23 protein-coding genes are annotated in these 26,363 nt (G+C 39.4%); 9 read left to right on the forward strand and 14 right to left on the reverse strand.

The genetic code is table 11. The features are described 5' to 3' along the window. Together B806_RS0109260 and B806_RS0109265 are read right to left on the reverse strand one after the other, a co-directional pair. A partial coding sequence (locus B806_RS0109260; RefSeq protein WP_017402928.1) for a TolC family protein occupies window positions 1-1,236 on the reverse strand: 1,236 nt, incomplete at its 3' end. A gap of 465 nt (window positions 1,237-1,701) precedes the next feature. Continuing rightward, complete coding sequence (locus tag B806_RS0109265) at window positions 1,702-2,259, reverse strand: TetR/AcrR family transcriptional regulator (protein WP_017402929.1); 558 nt, start codon at window positions 2,257-2,259, stop codon at window positions 1,702-1,704. 704 nt (window positions 2,260-2,963) lie between these two features. Between B806_RS0109265 and B806_RS20220 the strand changes: the two genes are divergently transcribed. Further along, complete coding sequence (locus tag B806_RS20220; protein WP_017402930.1) at window positions 2,964-3,380, forward strand: NF045616 family extracytoplasmic (lipo)protein; 417 nt, start codon at window positions 2,964-2,966, stop codon at window positions 3,378-3,380. A 53-nt stretch (window positions 3,381-3,433) separates the two neighbouring features. Here B806_RS20220 and B806_RS0109275 read toward each other — a convergent pair whose 3' ends face one another. The 4 genes from B806_RS0109275 to B806_RS0109290 form a co-directional block, all read right to left on the reverse strand. After that, complete coding sequence (locus tag B806_RS0109275; RefSeq protein WP_017402931.1) at window positions 3,434-3,925, reverse strand: flavin reductase; 492 nt, start codon at window positions 3,923-3,925, stop codon at window positions 3,434-3,436. A 184-nt stretch (window positions 3,926-4,109) separates the two neighbouring features. After that, the gene (locus tag B806_RS0109280) at window positions 4,110-5,153 is read right to left on the reverse strand and encodes a methionine synthase (RefSeq protein WP_000735359.1); all 1,044 of its coding nucleotides are present in this window, start codon (window positions 5,151-5,153) and stop codon (window positions 4,110-4,112) included. A gap of 21 nt (window positions 5,154-5,174) precedes the next feature. Further along, the gene (locus B806_RS0109285; RefSeq protein ID WP_000031350.1) at window positions 5,175-6,161 is read right to left on the reverse strand and encodes a DUF1852 domain-containing protein; all 987 of its coding nucleotides are present in this window, start codon (window positions 6,159-6,161) and stop codon (window positions 5,175-5,177) included. A gap of 367 nt (window positions 6,162-6,528) precedes the next feature. Next, window positions 6,529-7,401 (reverse strand): LysR family transcriptional regulator, encoded by an 873-nt coding sequence (locus B806_RS0109290; protein ID WP_017402932.1) that lies wholly within the window; start codon window positions 7,399-7,401, stop codon window positions 6,529-6,531. A 255-nt stretch (window positions 7,402-7,656) separates the two neighbouring features. On the opposite strand from B806_RS0109290, the gene B806_RS0109295 reads away from it, so the two are divergent. Further along, complete coding sequence (locus tag B806_RS0109295) at window positions 7,657-8,265, forward strand: LysE family translocator (RefSeq protein WP_017402933.1); 609 nt, start codon at window positions 7,657-7,659, stop codon at window positions 8,263-8,265. Window positions 8,266-8,367: 102 nt separating this feature from the next. Here the strand turns inward: B806_RS0109295 and B806_RS0109300 are convergent, their stop codons facing one another. Beyond that, window positions 8,368-9,393 carry a fatty acid desaturase gene (locus B806_RS0109300; RefSeq protein ID WP_079381061.1) on the reverse strand — a complete coding sequence of 342 codons (1,026 nt, stop codon included), beginning with the start codon at window positions 9,391-9,393 and terminating at the stop codon, window positions 8,368-8,370. Between the two features lie 215 nt (window positions 9,394-9,608). Between B806_RS0109300 and B806_RS0109305 the strand changes: the two genes are divergently transcribed. After that, window positions 9,609-10,616, forward strand: coding sequence for an AraC family transcriptional regulator (locus tag B806_RS0109305; RefSeq protein WP_017402935.1), 1,008 nt, complete (start codon window positions 9,609-9,611; stop codon window positions 10,614-10,616). A 58-nt stretch (window positions 10,617-10,674) separates the two neighbouring features. Here the strand turns inward: B806_RS0109305 and B806_RS0109310 are convergent, their stop codons facing one another. From B806_RS0109310 to B806_RS0109335, 6 genes are all read right to left on the reverse strand, one after another. Further along, entirely contained in the window at window positions 10,675-12,042 is a 1,368-nt protein-coding gene (locus B806_RS0109310; protein WP_017387507.1) for an amidohydrolase, read from the reverse strand. Window positions 12,043-12,075: 33 nt separating this feature from the next. Continuing rightward, window positions 12,076-13,461, reverse strand: coding sequence for an outer membrane protein transport protein (locus B806_RS0109315; protein ID WP_017387506.1), 1,386 nt, complete (start codon window positions 13,459-13,461; stop codon window positions 12,076-12,078). Between the two features lie 161 nt (window positions 13,462-13,622). Further along, window positions 13,623-14,669: an AbrB family transcriptional regulator gene (locus B806_RS0109320; protein ID WP_017387505.1), complete on the reverse strand. Its 1,047-nt coding sequence runs from the start codon at window positions 14,667-14,669 to the stop codon at window positions 13,623-13,625. Between the two features lie 49 nt (window positions 14,670-14,718). Beyond that, window positions 14,719-16,218, reverse strand: coding sequence for a tripartite tricarboxylate transporter permease (locus tag B806_RS0109325; protein WP_017387504.1), 1,500 nt, complete (start codon window positions 16,216-16,218; stop codon window positions 14,719-14,721). A gap of 12 nt (window positions 16,219-16,230) precedes the next feature. After that, entirely contained in the window at window positions 16,231-16,677 is a 447-nt protein-coding gene (locus B806_RS0109330; RefSeq protein WP_079381055.1) for a tripartite tricarboxylate transporter TctB family protein, read from the reverse strand. A 54-nt stretch (window positions 16,678-16,731) separates the two neighbouring features. Beyond that, complete coding sequence (locus B806_RS0109335) at window positions 16,732-17,784, reverse strand: tripartite tricarboxylate transporter substrate binding protein (RefSeq protein ID WP_017387502.1); 1,053 nt, start codon at window positions 17,782-17,784, stop codon at window positions 16,732-16,734. Window positions 17,785-18,577: 793 nt separating this feature from the next. On the opposite strand from B806_RS0109335, the gene B806_RS0109340 reads away from it, so the two are divergent. From B806_RS0109340 to tcuB, 6 genes are all read left to right on the forward strand, one after another. Continuing rightward, window positions 18,578-19,507 (forward strand): LysR family transcriptional regulator, encoded by a 930-nt coding sequence (locus tag B806_RS0109340; RefSeq protein ID WP_005071169.1) that lies wholly within the window; start codon window positions 18,578-18,580, stop codon window positions 19,505-19,507. Window positions 19,508-19,784: 277 nt separating this feature from the next. Continuing rightward, on the forward strand, window positions 19,785-21,095 hold the full coding sequence (locus B806_RS0109345) for an MFS transporter (RefSeq protein ID WP_017387501.1): 1,311 nt from the start codon (window positions 19,785-19,787) through the stop codon (window positions 21,093-21,095). Between the two features lie 91 nt (window positions 21,096-21,186). Then, window positions 21,187-21,981 (forward strand): substrate-binding domain-containing protein, encoded by a 795-nt coding sequence (locus tag B806_RS0109350; protein ID WP_017402936.1) that lies wholly within the window; start codon window positions 21,187-21,189, stop codon window positions 21,979-21,981. A 132-nt stretch (window positions 21,982-22,113) separates the two neighbouring features. Then, on the forward strand, window positions 22,114-23,043 hold the full coding sequence (locus B806_RS0109355) for a LysR family transcriptional regulator (protein WP_017387499.1): 930 nt from the start codon (window positions 22,114-22,116) through the stop codon (window positions 23,041-23,043). Window positions 23,044-23,146: 103 nt separating this feature from the next. Next, window positions 23,147-24,553 carry an FAD-dependent tricarballylate dehydrogenase TcuA gene (gene tcuA, locus B806_RS0109360; protein WP_017387498.1) on the forward strand — a complete coding sequence of 469 codons (1,407 nt, stop codon included), beginning with the start codon at window positions 23,147-23,149 and terminating at the stop codon, window positions 24,551-24,553. Continuing rightward, entirely contained in the window at window positions 24,543-25,676 is a 1,134-nt protein-coding gene (tcuB, locus tag B806_RS0109365; protein ID WP_017402937.1) for a tricarballylate utilization 4Fe-4S protein TcuB, read from the forward strand. The genes tcuA and tcuB overlap by 11 nt, the downstream gene beginning before the upstream one ends. A gap of 78 nt (window positions 25,677-25,754) precedes the next feature. Here tcuB and B806_RS0109370 read toward each other — a convergent pair whose 3' ends face one another. Continuing rightward, entirely contained in the window at window positions 25,755-26,288 is a 534-nt protein-coding gene (locus B806_RS0109370) for an HPP family protein (protein WP_017387496.1), read from the reverse strand. Window positions 26,289-26,363: the final 75 nt, after the last annotated feature.

Here is a 26,363-nt window from a genome sequence, read left to right on the forward strand (position 1 = left end):
GATCTGATCGAGCACATCCAGATACACAGAATTCACTTTAGATTTAGCGGCTTCCTCTGCATAACTTGCCATTTTTACTTGGGAAGAAACTGATCCACCTTGATAAAACTGACTGGTGGCTTCAAGCATGATGGAACTATATAAACCATCGTCTTCATTATTGTTTGGGTTTTTTCCATTAATAGCCTGACTCAAAGAGCCTTTCACTGCCAAAGTTGGATAACGTGTTAAACGGGTCTGTTCCTTTTGAGCTTTAGCCACTTCAATGCCTGCTTGTGCAGCGATCATTTTTGGAATGGTATTAAACTCAGGTTCACTATAAAGACCAGACTGTTTCACTAAATCGTCAGGAATGATCCATGATTTATTAAAAACATCTACGCCTACCAGAGTTCTTAAATGTTGTTGGTACTGACGTAGTAAAGATTGCTGTGCAATAAGTGTTGACTGCGCAGATTCTAAATAAGTTTGTGCCTGAACTGGATCAGCTTGGCTACTAATACCAGCATTTGCACGTAAATTAGCGATTTCCTGAATTCGCTGAATACCCGCAATTTGCTGCTCGGCAATTTTATTTAATTGGAGATAGCGCTGAATATTGATAATCGACTGAGCCACATCAAGTGCAATATCGTCAATACTGACCAACACATTCGCCTGCTCGACTTGGAGTTTAGCCTTCTCAACCGATACACCTGATTTGACTTTACCAAAATCAAAAAGCATTTGAGTTGCAGATAATGTGAGTAACTGCCTTCCCCGCTCACCACTACTCAAGTCACCTGTGGTAATACCACCTGAAATTTGAGGATAATAACCTGCCCTCGCAACATCAATACCAGCATTTTGGCCAGCTAAAGTTGAAATGGCTTGAGAAATATTAGGATTTCGTTGAACTGCATATTGAACAGCATCAACTAAACTGACTTGATTATTCCACATCGCAGTAGAAGTCGGTAAATAATTCCCATCATTTCCAAACCGTTGAAATTGGTTCTGATCAAAGCCTAAATTACTTAATTTTTGGAAGTCGATAGATCGATAGCTTTCATCCGGCGTGGGTTTAAAGAGCTGAGAAACCTTCTTTGTTAAGTTTTTTCCCGAGTTAGCAGACGCGGTCTCTGCTTTTGTGAGTGATATTGATAAACTTGAAGCAATACAAAAATATAAAAAAAACTTCGTACCTGATTTGATTATAAGTTGTAAATCATTGGGGGGAAGAGGCAATTTACTCATTAGAAGATCTAATCTCTTAAAATATTTTAAAACAATCCAAAACTTATTTAAAAATTATTAATCCCCACACCTTAAACAAATAATTTTCAGAATAATTTTCTTTTAAAAAAAATAAAGTGAAAAATGATTATTTTTTAAAAACATTAACTAAACAATTAATTTTTTTAAAATTTAAATTATAAAAATAGGTTTTAAACACATACATTTAAAACCTATCAAAGCTATACAATCCAGCAATTAGAGTAAAATTTTTAAATAAAAAAAACCTACCCCTTGGGGAAGTGGTAGGCTATAAACTCTAAAAAATCATATTATTAAAGATATATCATTTATTTAAAAGCAGCAATAATGATTAATTTAAATAAAATTAAAACATATGGTTAAAAACATATAAAATTAATAAACCGCATTATTACAATTAAGATTTATTAATTAAAATTTTACTTTATATAAATATTTTAGTTTTTATATCAATGTATTTCCCCAAAACCTCTCCAACACCACATCCCGTTCATTCAAACTGTTAAAGCTTAAAACTTGTAACATCAAGCCATCAATTAAGTTTAAAACCATGTTGGCATCGGGTTTGAGTTTGTTGGTTTCTAAACTAAAGACCAAATCAAAAATTTCTTTTAGTAGCCATTTTCGATATTCAACTGCCATGCGGTAAGCCCGTGGATAAAGCAGTTTTAATTCAAAAATAGCTTTAAACAAAAGATGGTAAAGGCTATTTACATCGACATGTAAACGAACAATTTCTTTAAGTTTATCGGCTGCGGTTGGGTAGCGATGTGAGTAGACAATTGCCAGAACTTCTTCTTTAAGTCGGCTTTTTTGAAAGATTAGGCACATTTCAACAAGCCGTTCTTTTGAGTGAAAGTAGTTATAAAACGTGGCTTTTTGAATTTTGGATTTTTTGATAATCAGGTCTACGCCTGCATTATGGAATCCATGCGTGGTAAAGAGTTGGATGGCAGTTTGAACAACCTGTAATTTTTTGGAAGATCTTTCTAAAGTTGGCATCGTTTTACCGTTATAAATTCTTGTTGTTTCTAAATGAGATAAAAAGCCTGTGCCCTTTCTGGGAGAAAAAAAGGCACAGCAAAGCCGTAAGACGGTGCTTGGCACATCTCAAGTTTTATTGTTGATATAAGTTTTTAGTCGTGACGAGCTAAAGCTTTAAAACGTATTTTCAATTAAACAGTTTTAAAGATGAGCTAAACGATATCGGAATAAAAGGCTTGGCAATGGTTGCCAATAAAATAGAAATGTTGCGCATGAGCGACTCCTTAGGTAAAAGAAGTCCTACCGCATTACTGTCAAATAATGGTGGCAGAACGAAAGAGGGTTGACAGACTGAACCTAAGAATCAGCACACCCGAGGGTGTCCCCCTTCCGTCCTACCGCAACAAAAAAAGGGGGACGAACGAGTCTACATTAAAAAAACAAGTTTTTTCAATGTACTTAGGTTCTGGCCTGTCAAAGCCAGCTGGCAATGTAGGCCAGCACGCAAAGCATAATCTGAGTGTTTAGAGGTGTCAATGTAGCGTTTATGACAAGTTATTAAATTTCTTATTGTTTTTCATTAGATTAACTTAATTATTATTTTATATATTATATCCAATTGTATTTATTTATTTTTTAAAAAGAGTCAGATACGGTAAGCTAAACCACTTGAATTTTACTTTTTGATTTGGAATATTTTTTAGAACTTTACGAGAACATAAATGAGAAGACTATTTTCAAAGTCCATTTTAATATTAACCACTGGGTGTTTATTGAATGGTTGTAGCCAAGGCCCTCTTCCATTAGAGGTTACACTACATCAAGAGTATGTATGTGCCTTTACCAATAACCCTAAAAAAACGAACTATCCATTTGATAAAAAATTTATTATTTTTGTGGCGAAAGCTGACTATACAAACGGCTACAAAAGCACTTATGAGAAAGAATATTCAAATTTTCCTTTGCCAATAGAAGAGAAAGATTGTGTAAAAATTCCTCTAAAGGCGTTTGAAAAGAATGTAGCTTATGACATTACTTTGGATATATACAAAACTTTCGATACACGTATTTGTGTAGTAGAACATAACAATAAGCTAGAAATCCGAGAGCCTGAACCCGGTAAAACAACTTGTAAATAGGATTGTTCCTAGGCCCTCATTTCGCTATTGCAGAAACAACTAAACGCGTGGGTTTAGACAATCTCGGTCTGCCCCACTTGGTGATAAGCACGGTTAAAATAAACCAAACTTTGGTCATGTTGGCTTTGTTTAATCGCCACAATCGGACATATAAAAATCGTATGTGTGCCGACTTGTTGAATTTGCTCAATCTCACAATCGAAACTTACCAAAGCATCGTCTAATACAGGTGAACCCGTTTCTAACTCAATCCATGCGCCATGTTTAAAGCGCTCTTCTGGTGTGAGCTTAGATGAAAATACTTTTGAAATATGTTCGTGGTGTGCGCCTAAAACGTTCACCGTTAAAATTTTATTATCTAGGAAATGTGCATGCGAACTCGCAGATTGGTTCATACACACCAATAATGTCGGTGGTGTGTCAGTCACACTACAAACAGCAGAGGCAGTAAATCCAAAACGGCCAGACATGCCTGCCGTGGTCACAACACTAACTGCACTTGTGAGTAAAGACATTGCATTTCTAAAGTCTGTTGCTTGAACCATGACATTATTCCTAAATTGAACCGTACCTTGTCCTGTGTGTTTGCTATACCGCCCAACTCCATCAGGAAGGTACTATCGACATGCGATCAGATTAGAGCGACATGTAGTAAGTAAAATGAGGGTTACTTGTTTGATTATCAACTGCCATCAAAAAGTAACCCTTTATACCACTTATTAGTAAATATTAAGCAGTAAGATCATAACCAGTCAGTTCTCGGCGAACGATTTCTGCACCTGCACTTAAAGCATTTAACTTGCCACGTGCCACTTCACGAGAAAGAGGCGCCATGCCGCAGTTTGTGCAAGGGTAAAGCTTGTCAGAGTCTACAAACTGAAGTGCCTTACGTAGTGTATTGGCTACTTCTTCTGGTGTTTCGATCTGGTTAGATGCAACATCAATTGCGCCGACCATCACTTTTTTACCACGAATGAGTTCTAGTAAATCGATAGGCACATGTGAGTTGTGACATTCTAACGAGATGATATCAATGTTAGATGTTTGAAGTTTCGGGAAAGCTTCTTCGTACTGGCGCCATTCAGAACCGAGTGTCTTTTTCCAGTCAGTGTTGGCTTTAATGCCGTAACCATAGCAAATGTGCACCGCAGTTTCACATTTTAGACCTTCAATTGCACGCTCTAAAGTCGCGATGCCCCAGTCATTTACTTCGTCAAAGAATACGTTAAATGCAGGTTCGTCAAACTGAATAATGTCTACACCAGCAGCTTCGAGCTCACGCGCTTCTTGGTTCAAGATTTTTGCAAATTCCCAAGCAAGTTTTTCACGACTCTTGTAGTGACCATCGTAAAGCGTATCAATCATAGTCATTGGGCCAGGTAATGCCCATTTAATTGGCTGATTGGTTTGCTGACGTAAAAACTTAGCATCTTCAACAAACACAGGCTTTTGACGAGACACCGCACCAACTACAGACGGTACGCTTGCATCGTAACGGTCACGAATACGTACAGTTTCGCGCTTCTCAAAATCTACCCCATTTAAGTGTTCAATAAACGTGGTCACAAAGTGTTGGCGGGTTTGTTCGCCATCGCTCACAATGTCGATGCCTGCAAGTTGTTGTTCGTGCAATGCCAAACGTAACGCGTCTTTTTTACCTTCAACTAAGCCTTCGTTTTCGAGTTTCCAAGGTGACCAAAGCTTTTCAGGTTCTGCAAGCCAAGACGGTTTAGGTAAGCTGCCAGCAGTTGAAGTTGGTAATAATTTTTTCATGATCAATGACCCGTATGTTGATTAATTAGGAGCGTAATTAGCAGACCACTGCTCAAGAATCGCTTGGTATGGTTTGATAAATTGCTCTTCAACAAACTTCCCCTGCTCAATAGCCAGACGGCTACGTTCTTCGCGGTCATACACAATTCGAGTAAGTGAATAATCTTCGTGTTTCAAGCTTGGTTGATAAGATTTTCCAGCCACTGAATTAGCGTTGTAAATTTCAGGACGGTAAATCTTTTGGAATGTTTCCATCGTACTAATGGTACTAATCAACTCAAGGTTGGTGTAATCACTCAACAAATCGCCTGTAAAATAGAACGCTAATGGCGCAACGCTATTTGGCGGCATGAAGTAGCGAACTTTTAAGCCCATTTTTTGGAAATATTCATCGGTTAATGAATAGTCTTCTTGCTTGTATTCAACACCTAAAACAGGATGTTCGTTTTCAGTACGGTGGTACTCTTTAGTCGTCGAAACGCTTAAGCAAATCACAGGCGCCTTTTTAAAGTTGGCTTTATAAGTTTCAGAGTTAATAAAGCTCTTAAACAAGTTACCGTGCAATTCACCAAACTTTTCTGGCGTGCTAAAAGTCGACTTGTTTTTGTTGTGATCTAACAACAGCACACTAAAGTCATAGTCACGTACATAAGACGAGAAGTTGTTGCCTACAATACCTTCGATGCGTTCATTGGTTTTCTTATCAACAATATTGGTTTTCAATATTTCGATGAGAGGAAGCCCGCTAGTACGGTTTTCGGCATCAATATTCATTTCAACTGAAATGATTTCAAGTTCAACGCCATAGCGGTCACCTTTAGGGTTGTCCCAATGAGCTAAGGCATTGAAACGATTGTCGATCATCTGCAATGTATTGCGCAAATTCTCTTCGCGGCTCATCCCTCTTGCCAAGTTAGCAAAGTTGGTTGTAATACGTGTATTGTCTGCTGGACGATAGTTCTCATCGAAACAAATACTCTTAATCGTAAATGTAAATTCTTTACTCATTGTGATCAGTACCCTAATTTCTGAGATAAAACCTAAATAAAAACTTTTTGCTCTTTTTAAACTTTCCAGACTTGTCAGTTTTGTGCCTTATGGTCTTATCAAAGTGAATTACTGGAGCGCTTCAGAGCATGAATAGATTTATACCGCAATCAGAACATGAATAAAAATGATTTAGTCTCATTACAAACTGAGTGAAATTCATGTTTAGAGTTTAATAAATAAGTATGAAGTTAAATATTTTTCATCTTAGGAAATTTTAGACAGCAGAAATTCAATATACAGCGCTCACACGGCACCTTAATTATTTTAAATATTCATTATTTTTTCAAATACTTATAAACAATTAATTAAGTTAAAAAGAATCAACCTAAAGTAATGTGTGCTGACTCTCATTCATCTCTGCTTTTAGCCATTCTAAAAATATGGTTTTACGTGAATCTTCCTCAAAAGCGCTATGAGAAAGTAAAAAATAGGCTGAATTATCTTGCACAACAGGTGAAATTCTTTTCAGTAAGTTCCATTCAAGCTCTTTTTCAATCATGTAAATTGAGATCACAGTTGCGCCAAGTCCTGCCAAACAACCTTCTAAACATAGATAAAAATGTTCGAGTTCAACTTTGGTGTAGCCTTTCAAATTTTGCTTTAACTCAGCAATGCGACTCATGCTTTTGAAAAAATTCGGTCTAGAGGTCGAAATGAGTAAGTCGTTTGTTTCCGATGGCTTGATTGCTTGAACTAGAGCGATATATTCATCAGCAATCTTTTCGCTATAAATATGCTCTCCCCAATCAAAGTCATTTCTGCGAATTGCGATATCAATATTATCTTTTTCAAAATCGACCACGCCACCTGCGGTAAGTAACACAACCTCAAAATCATGACCGAGCTTTTTAAATTTTGATAACCGAGGAATGAGCCATTTCATGGAAAGCGTCGGTTCACACGACAAGACCAGTTGCTTGTTGTGAGTTTTAGGCTGGCTGAGTTCTATTAAACATTCATCGAGTTGACCAAAAACTTGATGGCAACAACTCAATAAAATTTCGCCCTGCTCGGTCATCACAAGTGTTTTATTTTTACGATCGAATAAAGTCGTATTTAAAGCTTCTTCCAAATTATAAATCTGTTTACTGACCGCACTTTGCGTCACAAATAATTTCTTTGCAGCTAAAGTCACACTGCCATACTTCGCCACAAAATAGAAAAATTTTAGTGAATTCAGCGATATTCTTTCAATCATTCCAAAAACTCATAAATGTGTAGTCGTTTTTATCGATTTTTATTTTTAGATTTCTGTTCAAAATAAAAATCATCTTTATTAAACCCCATTTTAGATGATGAAAAACATATTGGATATCGATATCTATCTTCCCAAATGTAAAGCCCCTATCTTTCTCACGAAAAGAATAACAGCTTTAAGCAAAACAGCTCTCCTCTCAAATACATTCCAAAAAGTACAGATTAATCCCCTTGTTTTCAGTGAAGGGGCAAAATAATGGCAGAGTTCATTGCGGTTATTCTAATCACGATTTTGGCGGTGGTTAGCCCCGGCGCTGACTTCGCGATCGTTACGAAAAATAGTTACTTATACGGCAGAAAAATAGGTGTGTTCACTTCACTCGGCATATCGCTTGGCGTGTTGGTGCATGTGACCTATACGCTAGTCGCCGTTGCGTTTGTGATGACTTATACGCCACAAATTTTGAATATTGTTAAGTATATTGGCGCGCTTTATTTGATTTATATTGGCTATAAAACTTTTACTCAAAAACCAGTTTTAGACACTGCTGCTTTAAATTCTATAGGTACTTTGCAAGCCATAAAATACGGCTTTTTTACCAACGCCCTGAACCCTAAAACCACGCTATTTGTGATTAGCACCTATACGCAAATTGTGAGTTTAACTACACCTAAAACTATTCTTTTGGCTTATGGCTTTTTTATGTCTTTTGCCCATTTTGTATGGTTTTCACTGGTTGCTGTACTATTTTCATCCATGCTACTGAGACAGAAAATGTTAGCTAAGCAAGTACAGATTAATAAGGTGATTGGCTCTATTTTATGTGTATTAGGCGTGATTTTGCTTTTTACTAAGTTTCAGTAGAGCCGTTTAATTTTTTAATAATCTTTAGGGTGAATTTATAATTAATGGACTGAGTGCTTTGTACAGAACTCAGTCCATTTGAGCGAGATAAAAAGCTATATTTTAACTTTTTGACTCTGATAAATCATTTACGTTCCAACGATTTGCTCTTTTAAAAGTTCCGACATCGTTAAACCGTACTCCCATATCACGCATGACTTTATGGGCAACTGGTGCAGTCATTTGGCGAATGTAGAATGGTTCTTTCACCACAAAATGGTGGATGGCATGTGTTGAACCAAAGTTAAAGCAAAACAATTGGAACGGCATCATCCACCACGGCGTTAATACTTGAGTTTGTTGAATGACATTACCCAATTCGACATCACCGTAGTAATGCATATTACTAGTCACAAAGTGCAAGCAGAAGGTACGCAGCACATTCGGTGCGACCCAAACAACAGTCAAAATATTAACCACATGCATAATATTTAAAGTGGTAGCTGACCAAGCAATCGGTGCATTCGCCCAACCTGCAACAACATCAACTACATGAAAACCTAAAAAGATATACCACAGCGACCAGTGAATAATTCCTAACGGGAAATAAGCCATAAATGCACGTTTAAAAATGACTTTTTTAACCGTCCAATTGCTTGCAGAGATAATACGGAACAAGACCGCCAAGCCGTTATCACCAATCGCGATGAGTCGGCGTATGCTCCATTGCTCTCCATTGGTTAAAGCTCTTTCTTCTAAATCAACTTCGGTGCCCGAGTTTTTATGATGGTTAAAATGCAGCTCACGACGTTTCCACGGGTTAATGGTACTTGGTCGAGCTAACCAGACTAAGCTCATCATTAAATGATGTGCCCATGGTTTCTTTCTAAAATACATCCAGTGAATCAGGTCATGCTCTAACTCATGGGTGAGCGATGCAAAAAAAGCAATAATTGGAATTGCAAACCAAGCTGAAAGTTGATGATTTATATAGAGCACGGCAGTCGCTATCATGCCGACCAAAGATATAAATAGAATCATCGCCCCAATGGCATTTTGATGGTTCAAAATAGGATGGCGTTTGCGTAAAGCCACACCTTCTGCTGTTACTACTTTTTTAATATGTTCCGTTTTTTCGCTATCGGTCATTCCGGCAGGATTTTTATAAATATAAGTCATCCGTTATTCCTCAGTTTTTCATGCCCCTACTTTATTTAGATCACCCTAAGTGTGCTTAGCTCGAAACGCCAATCTATTGGCTATGGATGCCAAAATAAAAAGATTCAAAACAAACAAAAGATTTTTTAGTTTTGAATCTTTTATACTGTTCACAGGAATATGAATCACAAGTTATAGGACATAACATGCCACAGACAGCAACGGCACTGGCTAGCTGGGTGAAAGCGATTCAAAAAGCGCTCGAAAAAGCCGGTGTTGATAGTCAACCTTTATTAGAACAAGCAGGTTTAGATATTCAGGCTCTGAGTAATCCTGATGCACGATATTCATTAAAACAAACAGCAAATTTATGGAAATTAGCAGTTCAGAAAACTCAAGATTCATGTTTTGGCCTTAAAGTTGCCAGCCAAGTCAATCAAAATACTTTTCATGTGTTAGGACATTCACTGATTACCAGCACCACCCTAAAAGAGATGTTTCTAAGAATTATTCGTTATTTTCGTGTGGTTACAGATATTCCAGAACTAGAGTTTTATGGGCAAGGAAGTAACCATTATTTCGTTATTCATGTTCCCGACGAAGTTCAACCCGAATCAATAGATGCATTTATTTCGGTATTTATTCGCTCGAGTCGTGCTTTACAAGGATCTGTTTTTTCGCCCTTACGGATTGAACTAAGACGTTCAGAGCCAGAAGATCTAGAAACATTCCAGAGTATTTTAAAAGCTCCGATCGTTTTTAATGCACCCAAAGATATGATTGTGTTTGATACGGCAACCATAGAACAACCACTAGAAGGTGCAAATCCGACTCTCACCCAAGAATATGATGAAATTATTAATCGTTATCTGGCACGGCTCGATAAAGAAAATATATTGGCACGAGTGAAAGTAAAATTAATCGAAAAATTATCTACAGGTGATTTTCAACAACAAGACGTTGCAAAAAGTCTGGGCTTAAGCATACGGAGTCTGCAACGCAAACTTTCTGCCGAAAACACCTCTTATAGTGAGTTACTTGATCAGACTCGGCATGAACTCGCCTTATCGTATATTAAAAACTCAAACCATAATATTACTGAGATTGCTTATATTCTTGGCTTTACCGATGTAAGTAGTTTTACCCGTGCGTTTCGCCGCTGGACCGATTTATCGCCCATCCATTATCGAGAAAAATATCTGGCTTGCTCTTAACTTTTAAAAACTTAGATAAAAAAGATGCATGTAAGTGCATCTTTTTTTTATGAGTAACTTATTTTTTAGTAAGTAGTTCTAGCATCGAAACTGTAGTGACTTTGGCTCCTACTGGTAAAGCTTTTAAGTCAACAATGTAGTTTGGACTATGTGGAATATAAGGCACAGGTTTGCCTTGCTTGACTGCATTTGCAAACACAACTGGGTCTGCCACACCAATGAACATAAAGTTAAAAGGAATGTCTTTTTGTTCGCCTAACAAATGATGAACATCTTCTGACCCCATAACCGCAGGATATTCAGTTAGAACATGTTTATCGCCTAATAATGCTTTTAAAGGCCCATTTAAACGTGCCGAAAATTCTTTATTGTTAATTACGGGTGTGCTTGAACCTTTAAAAGTAAAGGTAGGTAATTGATCTTTACCCATCCCCTGCATTTGAGCCGCACCTTCACTCATAGACTTAATGTTATTTAACATGGTTTCACGCACTTTAGGATCAAACCAGCGCAAGTTCATTTTGACCAAGGCCGTAGAAGGAATCACGTTATTCGAATTTCCAGCCTGAATTGAGCCAATTGATAACACTGCCGCTTGCTGCGGGTCAACTGCGTTACCCATAATGGTTTGATATTGATTTACTGCATTGGCCGCCATGCTAATCGGGTTTTTGGTGAGCATTGGTAGTGAACCATGCCCACCCACACCTTTAAATAAAACATCAAGCTGATCGGTTCCCGCCATACGTGGTCCCGGTGCATTGATGACTACGCCTACAGGGGCAGGCGTGGTATGCACTGCAAAGAAATAATCAGGTTTTGGCAAGTTATATTTTGTCCATAAGCCATCGGTCACCATAGCTTTTGCACCTGTGATCGGCTCTTCGGCAGGTTGCGCGACTAAAATAATAGTTCCGCTCCATTCCTTTTTTAAAGCGACTAATGTTTTTGCCATGCTGAGCATCCATGTCACATGTGCATCATGACCGCACATATGTGCTACAGGTGTTTCAGTTCCATCATCAAGTTTTACACGCACTTTACTCGCGTATGGTAAACCAGTCGCTTCTTCAACAGTGTTGGCATCCATATCGGCACGGTACATGACTGTTGGCCCTTCACCATTTTTTAAAATGCCGACCACGCCTGTTTTGGCTATTCCCGTTTTAACGTCAAAACCCAGTGACTTAAGTTCTTTGGCAACAATTGCTGAAGTACGCGTTTCCATAAACCCAAGTTCAGGGTGTTCATGAATGTCTTTATAGACCTTATTTAACCACTCTGTTTGCCCATCAATAATGGTTAACGCTTTTTGCGAAACCGCCGGCAAAGTTGTTGGACTTGCTTCTGCATGAAGGAGAGTTCCATAACCTCCAATGAAAGTCGATAATCCTAAAAATAGGCTGTTTTTAATGATTTTATTCATGTAATTAAAACCTTATAAATGACTGATTTAATTTTAAAATTTATATCCTATTTTTAAGCCATAGCTGACTGAGTGGTTATCCTTAAACTCACCTACATAATAGTCACTACCCGCCTGTGCGCCAAGTTGAGCTTTTGCATCACCTAACCAGTAATACTTCACGCCACCAGAAATAAAGTATTGCGATGTCGGGCTATATTGAGCACCCACGCCCAAGTTGTAATATCCCTTGCTTGGGCCACCCGTTGACACTTTATCACCTGCTCCCGAGTCCCATCCAACCGACACAGAACCTAACCATTTAGGTGAAAAGCGTTGTCCAACCCCTAAATTTAAAGACCATTGGTCATCATAATAACGAACCAAATTAAAACCTTCCGGACGGCTTGGCGTTGATAGTACGCCAACAACTTTTGAGATCTCACCAAAGCGATAAGGCTGTAGAGCAAGATCACTCCAATTTACCCAGCGTAAACTACCAAACAGTAACGTTCCCTGACGAAGTCCTGTCTGGAACTCCAAATTCACTGAATCAGGAGATTTAAATTTTGTTGTACCTGTATCTTCTTGTTCAGGCAAATTGGCAATAATCTGGTTTAAGTAAGCTTTCTTTTGTGAAGTCATCTGACCAATAGAAATCATGTAGTCTAGATGCTGATTAACTAAATCACGACCTTGTTGAGTGCTTAACATCTCAATGAGTGGGGCATTTTCAGTCGCGTTTAGTTTGTGAGTAATGGCTGAACGGTAGGTTAATGAGACTTTCACAGCTTTTTCCGGAATCTGGTAGGCCAGCCCTGCTAACCATCCCAAGTCACCTACAGTTTTGGTGTGAAAGTCATAGCCGTTGTAAAGACTAAATACATTTCCCCTTAATTCAACCTGACTTTTAAAGGTTTGATAGACTGGCCCCGCATAAAGATTCCAGTTTTTTGTGGGTTGATACCCCAAAATAAAGCTTAAATTTTGTATATCAAATTCTGATTTTGCATTTCCTGTAGGAGCCTGACCAGAAGTAGCATTGGCAAGTCCTGCTGTTGTAATGCCGGGTAACATAACCGTGTCTTTTGGCGTGGCAACAAAGCCATTTAGGCCTGAATATTCTGTGTCGGCACCAAATGGTTGATCGTAAAGCAAGCCAAATGAATACTGCGGTGCTAACTGTAATTTTAACGCTGCGGTAGGTCGATAATCGGTGTTAGCGATATCTGAAATTGAATGATGTGACGGGTTTGTGCCCGACTCTACACCACTTAAATCGGCATCTGTGATTCCTAAACTTGCTTCAAAATAGTTACCCGGTTGTAAAAATGCCGCTACAGACTGCCCTGTTTTATCAAATGCAGCCGCATGTAAGGTGTTTGTGCAAATTGAAGTTATTCCTAAGATCAATATTTTTTTATTCACAACAAAACTCATGGATCCATCCTGGATATTTTTTATTTTGATTCCTCACTTTATGTAGATTTGAATGCTTCTGCTTAGCTCCAAACGCCAATGATTTGACCGTAGATGCCATATTGGAAAGTTATGGTTTGTATAGCGGTAAGCACAACAAAGTTTTTATGTTAAAAAAGGGCTTACTTTTTAGATTTAAAAAACAATTGCAGACTGTATTGATAAAAAAAGCGTGTAGTGAGAATTACGAAAATTAATCTTGAGAGTTGAAAGGAAACGACGATGGGTACTGCGAGTCCGAGAGCTTTAGCCATCAGTGACATTTCTGCGATGCCTCCGGGTGAAAGGCCTAAAATCAAGATTTGTTTTTCTGTATGACTTAAATTAACCAGTAATAAAGCAACGCTGATCGATAACACTAAAGCCAGTAAATTGAATATCAATGTGATTCCAATAAATTTTTTATTCTTTCTTAAAAAGCTAAATGGAAATTTGCTACCTAGTGCCCAGCCGATACAAACTTGACCAAAGGCAGTAAACCATTCAGGCAATTTCATCTGAAGTATTCCACAAAATGACAATAACCCGATAATGGCGAGTGGCCCTAAAATCCAAGCATTTAAAAGATTAAAAAATTGAAAAACCTGACCAACAAGCAGAGCCAGACAAAACAGTAAAATGACCTGAAAAAAGCTAAATTGATCCGACACTGGTATCTTTAAACCAGTCCATTCGACATGAAAATAAAGCTCCATAAAAATTGGAACCAGCACAACCAAAATCACAATTCTCAAACTATGAGCAGCAACGACTTTATCGACTTGAGCCTGATACCGTTCTGCAATATTCACCATTTCACTAGCGCTACCAATCGCAGAAGAAAACCATGCAGTTGCCCAATCCAAAGCATTAACTCGATATTGCAATCCAGCCAGCAACGTACCCAACACAAGTGACCATGCCAAACCTATGAGGATAAAGCCCCAATATGCTGTCACTGCCTGTACCAAAGCTGGTGAAAAGTATAGGCCTAAAGCCATACCAATAATAACCTGCCCTATGCGTCGCCACTGGGGATCACAACCAAGTGGATGACCAACACTACCGAACAATAAAGCCGTCAATAAAGGTCCAAGCAACCAAGGCAAGGGAATATGCAGATATTTGGCAATTAAAGCTCCGACCAGAGCAATTGCTAATCCTTTGAAATTTGAGCTTATTTTTTCCATAATTCAGAGCAATAATAGCCAAGCAATGCTGACTATTATTGCTGTCCTATTAAGCTTGTTGCTTTTTGATAAACAAGTATTTACGAACGATTGGCAAGATCAATAATAATCCTGACATGATCCAAAGTCCTATACTAATGTTACTGCTCCATAAGACATCAAGTTCCCCTTGAGAAATTGAAAGTGCACGGCGCAGATTCGATTCCATTAATTCGCCAAGTACAAAACCAAGAATCAGTGGAGCTAAGGGAAAATCAAATTTTCTGAGAATATATCCACATACCCCTAAGCCCATACATAACAGCAAGTCAAAGATATTGCTATGAATAGCATACACACCAACAAAACTCACACTTGCGATGATCGGGATCAGAATATAATTAGGAATATTCAACATGCGGGCAAAGAAGCCTACCAATGGCAAGTTTAATACCAACAGAATGACGTTACCCACCATTAAAGAGGCGATCAGAGACCAGACCAATACGGGCTGCTCACTAAACAACTGAGGACCTGGGGTAATGTTGTACATAAGCAAGGCACCCATCATTACCGCAGTAGTCCCCGAGCCCGGCACACCGAGTGTCAACATGGGTACAAATGAACCACAAGCCGCTGCGTTATTCGCACTTTCTGGTGCAGCAAGCCCACGTAAATCACCTTTACCAAACTTGCTACTATCACTTGCCATCTTCCGTTCAGTGGTATAGGCCATTGCACTTGCAACTGTTGCACCTGCACCTGGTAAAATTCCTGAGAAGAAACCAATCAATGCACCACGGATGATTGTAGCCAATGAACTGAGAAATTCTTTTAGGTTAAACAATGTACGTTTGCCTTGCTTTAAAGCAACCTTACCAATTGTGGTACGTTCGAGTAGTAATAAAATTTCACTTACACTAAATAAACCAATCACTAAAGTCGTAAAAGCAATTCCATCACTTAAACCGACACTGTTAAAAGTAAAGCGATATACCCCTGTAATTGCATCCATACCTACAGTTGAAAGTGCTAAGCCCATTAGTGCCATAATTAAGGTTTTAAAAGGCTGCGTACTAACCAGACCAGTTAAACAAACAATTGCAAAGACCATCAGCGCAAAATATTCAGCGGGGCCAAACGCAATTGCCCATTTCGCCAGTATAGGAGCAAACAACACAATCCCAATAAAGGCGACAGTACTCCCAACAAAGGAACTGACCGATGACAAAGACAATGCGATTCCTGCTTTTCCTTGCTGTGCCAATGGATAACCATCTAAGGTGGTCATAATGGCTCCAGCATCTCCGGGTACGTTTAACAGAATCGCTGAAATACGTCCGCCATATTCACAGCCCAAATAAACCGCTGCCAATAGAATCAAGGCACTATCTACAGGTAAACCCAAGGCATAAGCAAACGGCAATAAAATTGCCACCCCATTAATTGGACCTAAACCCGGTAATAAGCCAACAATCGTTCCAATAAATGCGCCAATCAAAGCAATTAAAAGATTCTGCGGCTGCAAGGCAACCTCAAACCCCATCATTAAAAAACTTAATACATCCATATCGGGTCATCCTTAACCAAAAAATCCAAGTGGTAATGGCACATCCAAGAAACGGTCAAACATATAGTAGGTACTCATGCTAAGTACCAAGCCTGTCACCAAAACTGGTATGGTTTTGCCATGGAAAAGTTTGCCCACTGCAATGGTCATCAACAAGGTTGCAACAATAAAGCCTAGCCATTCAAAAACTAATGCGTATAGCGTTAAAGCCACCACACACAACACTAACTTAACGATTAAACGTTTTGTCCACCCCAACTCAACTGGCTCAAACATAATGGCTGGTCGAATAGTGAGATATGCTGCACTCGCTGTAATTAAACCCATTAATAAAATAGGAAAAGCTTTAGGGCCTACCGGATCGTAGGAAATTGGGGCTTCAAAATTGCTCGCATAGATCAACAAAAATAACCCGCAAACCGTAATAATGGCGGTAAGAATCCGTTCAGATTTCATCATCTATCCTCAGAAAAAAACTGAGCTGAAAAATAGCTTCTCAACCCAGCCGATTTGTTATTGTGATAATTTATATTCTTGCGATAACTGCCGCATTTCCGCGGTCTGTTTATAAACATAAGCTTTGAGTTCTTCACCTGTCAGCTGAAATGGGAGTAGATCCTGATTTTCACGGACTGCGTCAAATTTCTGGTTAGCCATCATTTTATCGAAGGCATTTTTCCACCAACCATAGGCTTCATCGCTCACCTTTGGTCCCATATAGAAACCACGGATGACTGGCCACTCAATGTCATAGCCTTGCTCTTTTGCAGTAGGTAATTTTGAGAACTTTCCGTCTAAACGTTTGTTAGCAAAAACAGCCAAAACCCGAATATCACCAGACTCTAGGTATGAACTGACTTCACTAATATTGCCTACCCCAACTTGAATATGCTGACCCAGTAATGAAGTCAGCACTTCCCCACCACCTTCAAGTGCAACAAATCTTAAATCGGCAGGACTAATACCTGCTTTTTTTGCCAACATTGCTGTTTGCATCCAGTCTTGACCACCCACACTTCCGGCACCACCAAAGCTAAGTGCTTTTGGGTTTTCTCGGAGTGCTTTCATCAAGTCATCAAGGTTTTTCAATGGTGAATCTTTATGTACCGAAACCAAACCATAATCGACGGCGACGCCAGATAACCATTTCACATCTTTTTCAGTGAAGTGTCCGAATTTTCCTTGTGCTAAGTTCAAGAGTGAACCAGTGGAAAATGCAACCACGGCATTATTATTCGCAGGATCACTGTTTACGATCTTGTTATAGGCTACGGCACCTACCCCACCTGGCATATAGGTTACGCGTATTGGATCTTTGAGCTGGTCTGTTTGTTTAAAGCCAGATTGAATCAATTTACAGGTCATATCAAACCCGCCACCCGGCTTAGCTGGGGCTATACATTCCGGACGTTTTGGCTGACCCGCCTCTTTAGAAGCATTTCCTGAACCACACCCAGCTATTGTCACACTGACGCATGTTAATGCGAGTAAAGTTAAATTTTTCATGTTACATACATCCTTATAACGTTTTGCTCTATTCATATTTTGATTTTTACCAATCTCCATAATCGACCTCCTTGGCACGATCATGCTTATTGGTTTTTAGTTTTGGTCTTATGTTTTGAAATGCGCTTTTTCACAGCGAACTTCAGTAATGCAGCGTTACTATAAAAATTATGAATCAAGCGACTGAAAGAAATAGCTAAGGAGAGGGAAAGTTAGGACAATCACCAGATCTATAATAAGAATTAAAACCTTTGCAAAAATATCTAAAAATGCTTCGGTTAAATAATACTGATGAATAACAACAAGATAGTAAAAACGTAATCTATTGAGTTGTCTTTTGCATATCCATGCTATGGGTAACGTTAATATTTAAATAAATAAACCTATTTACCCAATCTTCCCTTCTGATCAAATGAGCTAAATACTCATATATTTTTCCAATAGTTATTTAATCAGTTACTCTTCTTCATCATTTGAAAATCCATCATATTTTTTAATGCATCATGCATTTAATGTGCTCCTTTTTTCATTTGAAAAGATTAAAGCACAGATCAAGAAAACATCGTGATACCAATAAATTAAAGGGGGCATTAGTAAAATTAAATAGGTTAAAATTCTAAGAATAAGGAATGTGAAAGACTGAAAATCTAGCGGTAAATTTATCGTAATAATAAATAAAAGTTAGAGGAGAAATTTTAATATTAAAGTTGAAAAAGATCGTTTTATTGTTTTTAGAATATCAAATTAAAGATCTTTTTTATGGATTGCTGTTAATATTAAAGCGCATGATAGATTTCCCAATCCTTCATATCTGTATAAATTAAATCAAGGATGATGAGCGAACACATTTATTATGGAAATCAAACAAATAAAGTATTTTTTGACTGTGGTTGAAGCAGGTAGTATTGGTAAAGCTGCCCAAAAACTCGATGTAGGTGCTTCTGCTATTAGCCAGCAAATTAGTAAATTAGAACAAGAGCTAAGCATTCGCCTATTACAGCGTAATGCCTTTGGTGTAACCCCTACTCCAGCAGGACTCGCCTTTTTAAAACATTCTCAACTTATTTTACGTCAAGTGAACTTCGCGGTAGATGCTGCTCATTCTGCACGACTGTCTGGACATGTCAGCCTTGGCTTTCCACCGACCATTACTGCTTTGATTGGCATCCCTTTAATGAAACTAATGTCTGAACGTTACCCAGATATTCGTTTAGAAATTGTGGAAACGCTATCGGGTAATCTAATTCAATCCATTAACTCGCGTCAGCTCGATATCGCCATTATTTTTACCAATGAAATTGATAAACAGTGGTCGATTCAACCCTTGGTACGCGAGCAAATGTATTTAATGGCACGAAAGGAAGTTCTAGAAGAATATGGTCTTGCCGATTGCATCAAAAGTGGTGTGATTCAGTCTCAACAAATTGGAGACCTTCCTTTAGTACTACCACGTCAGCGCCATAGCTTAAGAAAGTTGCTTGAGCACAAGATTGGTCAGCTTAATGTCGTCTATGAAATTGATGGCCTACACTTACTCATGGACAGTCTAATTCACCTCGACCTTGCCAGTGTCCGCCCAGGTAGCGCTTGTCTACAAGAGTACAAACATAAGCTTCAATTACTCAAGTTAGTAGACCCTGAAGTTGAACGAATCAATTACTTGGTAAGCCTTGCCGAAGAAGAATTATCACCTGCTGCACTTGCCGCAAAGTCAGCCATTAAGGCTTGCGTGAAAGATTTGATTCAAAACCAGATTTGGCCATGTTCTGAAATTATTTTATAAAGAGTCATTAATTTTATTAAATACCTAATTAATTTTGCCCTCTCACTCCCTCCTGCTTTTTGAGATTACATTTTCGTCCGAATGATAAGTGGTTTTCCGCTTGTCGAAATATAGATGTGTAGTTTGAACTGGAAACAAGGCATCACATTTTCTGCAAAGGACCTCGCTAAATCTCATTTCTAACCCATTTGCTCTTTAGATTTATTGATTGAATCAATTTAGGTCCAGCCTCGAAAATCGTGAATGTTTCCATTTTGTCAGGCCAAGGAGGTCTCCAATGGATGTCGTGAATAACCGTAGGGCTACTTTTAAAAAAATATTAAATGTAACGAGTGGCAACTTTTTAGAGCAGTACGACTTTTTTCTTTTTGGTTTCTATGCCACTTATATCGCGGCAAAATTTTTCCACTCTGAAAATGAATATGTCTCTTTAATGATGACATTTACCGTATTTGCTGCGGGCTTTCTTATGCGTCCTCTCGGCGCTATTTTCTTGGGCGCTTATGTCGACAGAGTTGGTCGGCGCAAAGGTCTCATTGTTACTTTAAGCCTTATGGCCATCGGAACCATCTTAATTACCTTTGTACCGGGTTATGAAACTATAGGTATTATTGCGCCGATTTTGGTGGTGATTGGACGTCTATTACAAGGCTTCTCGGCAGGTGTTGAATCTGGCGGTGTTTCTATTTATCTAGCAGAGATTGCAACGGATAAAAATCGTGGATTTATCACAAGCTGGCAGTCTGGCAGCCAACAAGTTGCTGTTGTGTTTGCCGCATTACTTGGCTACTGGCTCAACACCATCTTAACTACTGCTCAAGTGGGTGAATGGGGTTGGCGTATTCCGTTCTTAATCGGTTGTTTGATTATTCCTTTAATATTCTTGTTCCGTCGTACTTTAGAGGAAACTGAAGACTTTAAATCGCAAAAGACTCATCCTTCAACAAAAGAAATTTTCAGCACACTGGCAAGCAACTGGCGCATCGTCCTTGCAGGCATGATGATGAGTGCCATGACCACAACCACGTTCTATTTCATTACGGTTTACACCACAGTATATGCAAAACGTACTTTAGAAATGTCAGTAACAGATAGCCTTTTAGCAACCGTGTTTGTTGGTTTATCAAATTTCTTCTGGTTACCAATGGGTGGTTTGCTTTCAGACAAAATTGGTCGCCGTCCAGTACTAGTCGGTATTACCACACTTGCTCTCTTTACAAGTTATCCGGTTTTAAGTTGGTTAGTGAGCAACATTAGTTTCTCAAACCTTCTAATTACGCTTGCTTACTTCTCGTTCTTCTTTGGTATGTACAACGGAACCATGGTCGCAACGCTTGCAGAAGTGATGCCGAAACGTGTACGTACAGTTGGTTTCTCTTTAGCGTTCAGCCTTGCAGCCGCTATTTTTGGTGGTATGACACCAATGGCTTGTACCTTCCTTGTCGAAAACACAGGCAACCCAAGTACCCCTGCTTTCTGGCTCATGCTTGCTGCGGTCTGTAGCCTCATCTCAAGCTTGTATCTATGCCGCGGTTCTAAACAGAAAAATACTGACGCGATTGCTGAACCTGCAAAGATTAGCGCTTAAAACAACAACTACTTAATCTGAAATTTTAATGAACAGTACGGCAGATCTTAAATCTCCGTACTGTGTTCTCCTGTCATTAAAGCGAGATACTATGAAAAAGTCCCCTATCTTCATGACCATTTGCCTAGCTGGTGCTGGCTTAGGCTCAACTCTTACTAACGCAGATACAATCGAAGTGATTAGCTCAGGTGGTTTTTATTCATCTATGGAAAAACTCATTCCATTATTTGAAAAACAAACTGGTCACACGGTTCACCTCTCGTCTGGTTCATCAATGGGTGCATCACCAACTGCAATTCCAAATCGACTCGATCGTGGTGAACGTTTTGACGTGGTGGTCTTGGCTGCTCCTGAACTCAACAAGCTCGCAGAAAAGGGTTATGTAGACCCAAATTCACAAAGTGCTTTAGTGAATTCAAGCATTGGCATGGCTGTGCCTAAAGGGGCACCAAAGCCAGATATTAGTTCTGCAGAAAAATTTGAAAAAGTTTTATTAAATGCCAAGCACATCGGCTATTCAGCAAGTGCGAGCGGTACGCATCTTGAAAAAGATGTTTTCCCAAGCTTCCCGCCTGTCGAGTACAAAGTAATTTCGAGTAAGGCAGAAAAAGTGGTAGGCGACCGCGTTGCAAAACGTATCGCTGAAGGCCAGTTTGATATTGGTTTCCAGCAAATTAGTGAAATCAAACCTTTTACTGGCAAATATGGTCAAGTTGAATTAGTCGGCCCAATTCCTGCACCTTATCAAAAAGTGACGGTATTTGCGGCAGGCATTGGTAAAAACTCGGAACATGCAAAAGTCGCAAAAGAGTTAATTAAATTTGTAAAATCGCCACAAGCAACACAAATTATTGAAGAACAGGGTCTTGAGCAGGTTAAAGAATAAAAGCTCTAAAAGGCAACGTCTTGAGGTGATGTTGCCTTTTCTCTTTTAGTGGTTTACTCAAAGCAATAGAACAAAATCTATAGCGATAAACCAGTGTAGAATTAATCCATAAAGGTTAATGTAGTATTTGCCGTGGAACTCAAACAATTAAAGTATTTTATTGCAGTGATCGAGTCAGGAAGCTTGGGTAAAGCTGCAAAAAATCTCGATATTGGAACTTCTGCATTAAGTCAGCAAATCTCAAAATTAGAAAGTGAACTTTCCATTCGCCTTTTACAACGTACCGCTTTGGGTACGGTTCCCACCTCTGCGGGCTTAGCTTTTTTTCAACAAGTGCAACTGGCACTTAGACACCTAGACCATGCCGTAGACTCTGCACACTCTTCACGTTTAAGTGGTCACGTCACCGTAGGTTTTTCGCCAAGTGTTGCGGCTGTTATTGGCACGCACTTTTTAAAACTGATGAGAAACCGTTATCCCGACATTAAAGTCCGTTTAATTGAAGGGTTATCGGGTGATCTCAAAGCCTTGGTTAATGCGAGGCAGCTCGATGTCGCGATCATCTTTAGTGACGATGTCGACCCACAATGGGCCATACAGCCTTTAGTCAAAGAACAAATGTTTTTAATCTCACCTAAAGAAGTACTGAGTCAGTACCATCTTGAAAGCTGTATCGATACTCAAGCCATTAATCATTCACAGCTTAAAGAACTCCCTCTGATTTTACCGAGTCAACGACATGGGCTACGTTTGTTGCTCGAACAGAAAATTCACCAACTTAAAGTGGCCTATGAAATTGATGGGCTGCATTTGTTAATGGAAAGCATTAGCCAACTCGAAATGGCAACGATTCAACCTGCGGGTGCATCGTTAAACTCACGGCAAGACCTATGTTTACTGCGCGTTGTAGAACCTGCCATTGAACGCATTAACTATTTAATTAGCCTTTCTGAAGAAGAAATCTCGCCTGCCACCTTAGCCACGAAGGTAGTGATTCGTGCCTGTGTAGCAAACTTGATTAATGAAAAACGCTGGCCCGGTGCGGAACTCATAAATACTTAAGCTATTAGTGTTTATTTTTACTAAACACCCATTCAAGTTTAGCCTCTCACTTCATCTTTCCTTTTAAAGCTACATTAGCCCTAGCTGAGAAAGGGAGAAATCCATGCATGATGTGATTGTAATTGGTGGTGGGAATGCCGCACTGTGTGCCGCGCTCACGGCAAAAGAAAGTGGCGCTTCTGTGCTTGTGCTAGAAGCAGCGCCTAAAGAGTGGCGTGGTGGTAACTCACAACACACTCGTAACCTTCGCTGCATGCATGATGCTCCTCAAGATGTATTGGTTGATGCCTATCCTGAAGAAGAATATTGGCAAGATCTACTTAAAGTGACTGCGGGCAAAACCAATGAGCACTTAGCTCGTCTCGTCATTCGTAGCACGGCGACCTGCCGTGACTGGATGCGTAAACATGGTGTTAATTTTCAGCCGCCACTATCGGGTGCTTTACATGTTGCACGTACCAATGCATTTTTTATGGGTGGTGGTAAAGCCCTCATCAATGCGTACTACCGTAGTGCTCAAGAACTTGGTATCGAAATTTTATACAACACAAAAATTAAAGATCTAAAGTTAAACCAAGGACATTTTGAAGCTGCAATTGCTGAAGATGGCCGTGTGTTTAAAGCAAAAAGCTGTGTCTTGGCCGCAGGTGGTTTTGAGTCAAATTTAGAATGGTTAAGAGAAGCATGGGGACAAAATGAAAACGGCGAATGGCCTGCCGATAATTTTATTATTCGTGGAACCCGCTTTAATCAAGGCAACTTACTCAAATTTATGATAGATCAAGGAGCCGATATTATTGGTGACCCATCACAATCGCACTGTGTCGCCGTAGATGCACGCGCACCATTATATGACGGCGGTATTTGTACTCGTATTGACTGTGTTTCATTGGGAATTGTGGTTAATAACAAAGCCGAACGTTTTTACGATGAAGGCGAAGACTTCTGGCCAAAACGTTATGCGATTTGGGGCCGCCTTGTTGCTAAACAACCCCAGCAAATTGCTTATTCGATTATTGATTCAAAAGCCATTGGTCGTTTTATGCCACCTGTATTTGCGGGTGTAAAAGCAAATAGCATTCAAGAACTGGCCGAAAAAATCGGGCTAGATGCCAAAACCTTATGCCATACCGTAGAAGAATTTAATCAAGCCTGTGTGCAAGGCACCTTTAACCATACTGTTTTAGATAACTGCACCACCGAAAATATTGTTCCCAACAAAACTCATTGGGCCGTTCCTCTCGACCAGCCACCCTTCTATGCCTATGCGCTTAAACCCGGCATTACCTTTACCTATTTAGGTTTAAAAGTCGAAGATGATGCTGCTGTGCGTTTTAACAATAAGCCAAGCCGCAACCTGTTTGTCGCAGGTGAAATGATGGCAGGTAACGTGCTTGGTCAGGGTTATACCGCAGGCGTTGGCATGTCGATTGGCACGACCTTTGGACGGATTGCCGGAAAAAATGCCGCCCATTATGCACTTTTACAAGGAGTTGAACATGAATGCTAATAGTAAAGCCCTAATTCCAGTTGTTCAGCTCTCTGACCATGAGCAAGAAGTTCAAAGAGCCCTACAGATTTGTAATGCTTGTCGCTACTGTGAGTCATTTTGCGCAGTTTTTGCGGCCATGACCAAACGTCTTGAGTTTAACCAAGCCGATATTCACTACCTCGCAAACCTCTGCCATAACTGTGGTGCTTGTTTACACGCTTGCCAATATGCCCCACCGCATGAGTTTGGCGTAAACATTCCTAAAGCGATGGCACAGGTACGTTTAGAAACTTATCAAGAGTTTGCGACCCCTCAGCCTTTAGGTCGACTTTATAAGTCTGTAGGTATTCCTTTTGTCTCGGCTTTAACACTTATTTTCTTTTTATGCATGCTAGCTGTGGTGTGGTACAAAGGCACCGACCTGTTTGCAGGCTATCAAGGTAATTTCTATGCGATTTTCCCGCATAACTTTTTAGCGCTACTGTTTGGAGCGACCTTTACAGTTGCGATTGTTCTGCTCGGCATTGGGATTAGTAAATTTTGGCGACAGACGTCTAAAGTCATTCATGGCAAAGTTGAGAAACCAGACCTAGTTCAAGCTACCCAAAACGTATTAACCCTTAAATATTTAGATGGTGGACATGGCAAAGGCTGTAATGAGCAAGATGACCGTTACACACAAATCCGCCGTGTGTTCCATCATCTAACTTTTTACGGCTTTATGCTCTGCTTCGCAGCTACGGGTGTAGCGACTTTATATCATTATTTTCTTGACCTACATGCACCTTATCCTTACCTAAGCTTGCCTGTGATTTTAGGCACTTTAGGTGGAATTGGCTTAGTTGTCGGACCATCTGGCTTGCTCTATTTAAATCTTAAACGTCATCCGTTGCATGGTGACCATGAGCAAAAACCTGTAGATCGAGGCTTTATCTTCCTTCTGCTTATCGTTAGCGCTTCAGGGCTAGCACTCATGGCATTTCGCAATACCCCTTACATGGCACTTTTACTGATTTTCCATTTAGCTACGGTCATGACATTCTTTATTACCATGCCATTTGGAAAGTTCGCACATGGTTTTTACCGCAGCGCTTCTTTACTCAAATTTGCCATCGAAGAGCGTATTTCCAAGAAATCATAAGTTCATTCAAAAGTATTCACTATCTTGACATAGTGAATACTTTTATTATTTTTAAGCTCAAAACACTTCATACCTTCCCTACTTTTTACTATTTAAAATTCCCAAGCCATACATTGGCCACTTCGTACTCGCTTTAATATTATTAATCAGCATCGCCACCAAAACTAAAGACACTGCACCGACCAAAACAGGGAAAATTAAGAAACTCCACTCGTAATGTATGCTGCTTGCGGTGAGCAAAATAACCAAAGGATTAGCTCCAGCAGGTGGATGAACACATTTAAAAATCTGCATGAGCGCAATGGCACAGCCCACGGAAAAAGCAATTGTAAAAATGGAAACGCCGACAAATTTTAGAAAAAACAAACCTACAAAAGCCGAGATAAGATGCCCAAATATAATATTTCTGGGCTGTGCCAAAGGTGACTGCGACACGGTATAGAGCAATACACAGGTTGCACCAAACGGGGCCATGATAAAGATATTGTGTGTGAGCTTACTCAACCACAACAGTATAAAAATACTGAGCGTCCCCCCAACAAGGCTTCTTAAGACATCAACTTTAGTGGGCGACGGAGCCAGTTTTTCTTTGCCATAAAAGATCGAGAACATGGTTTTATTCCTTAAACAGACATTGCTTTTTAAAAAGCATATAGATAAAATTTCAAATAGTACAGATCTGTACTA

Source organism: Acinetobacter sp. TG2027, from assembly GCF_000302435.1.
In the GTDB taxonomy this organism is placed as follows: domain Bacteria; phylum Pseudomonadota; class Gammaproteobacteria; order Pseudomonadales; family Moraxellaceae; genus Acinetobacter; species Acinetobacter pittii.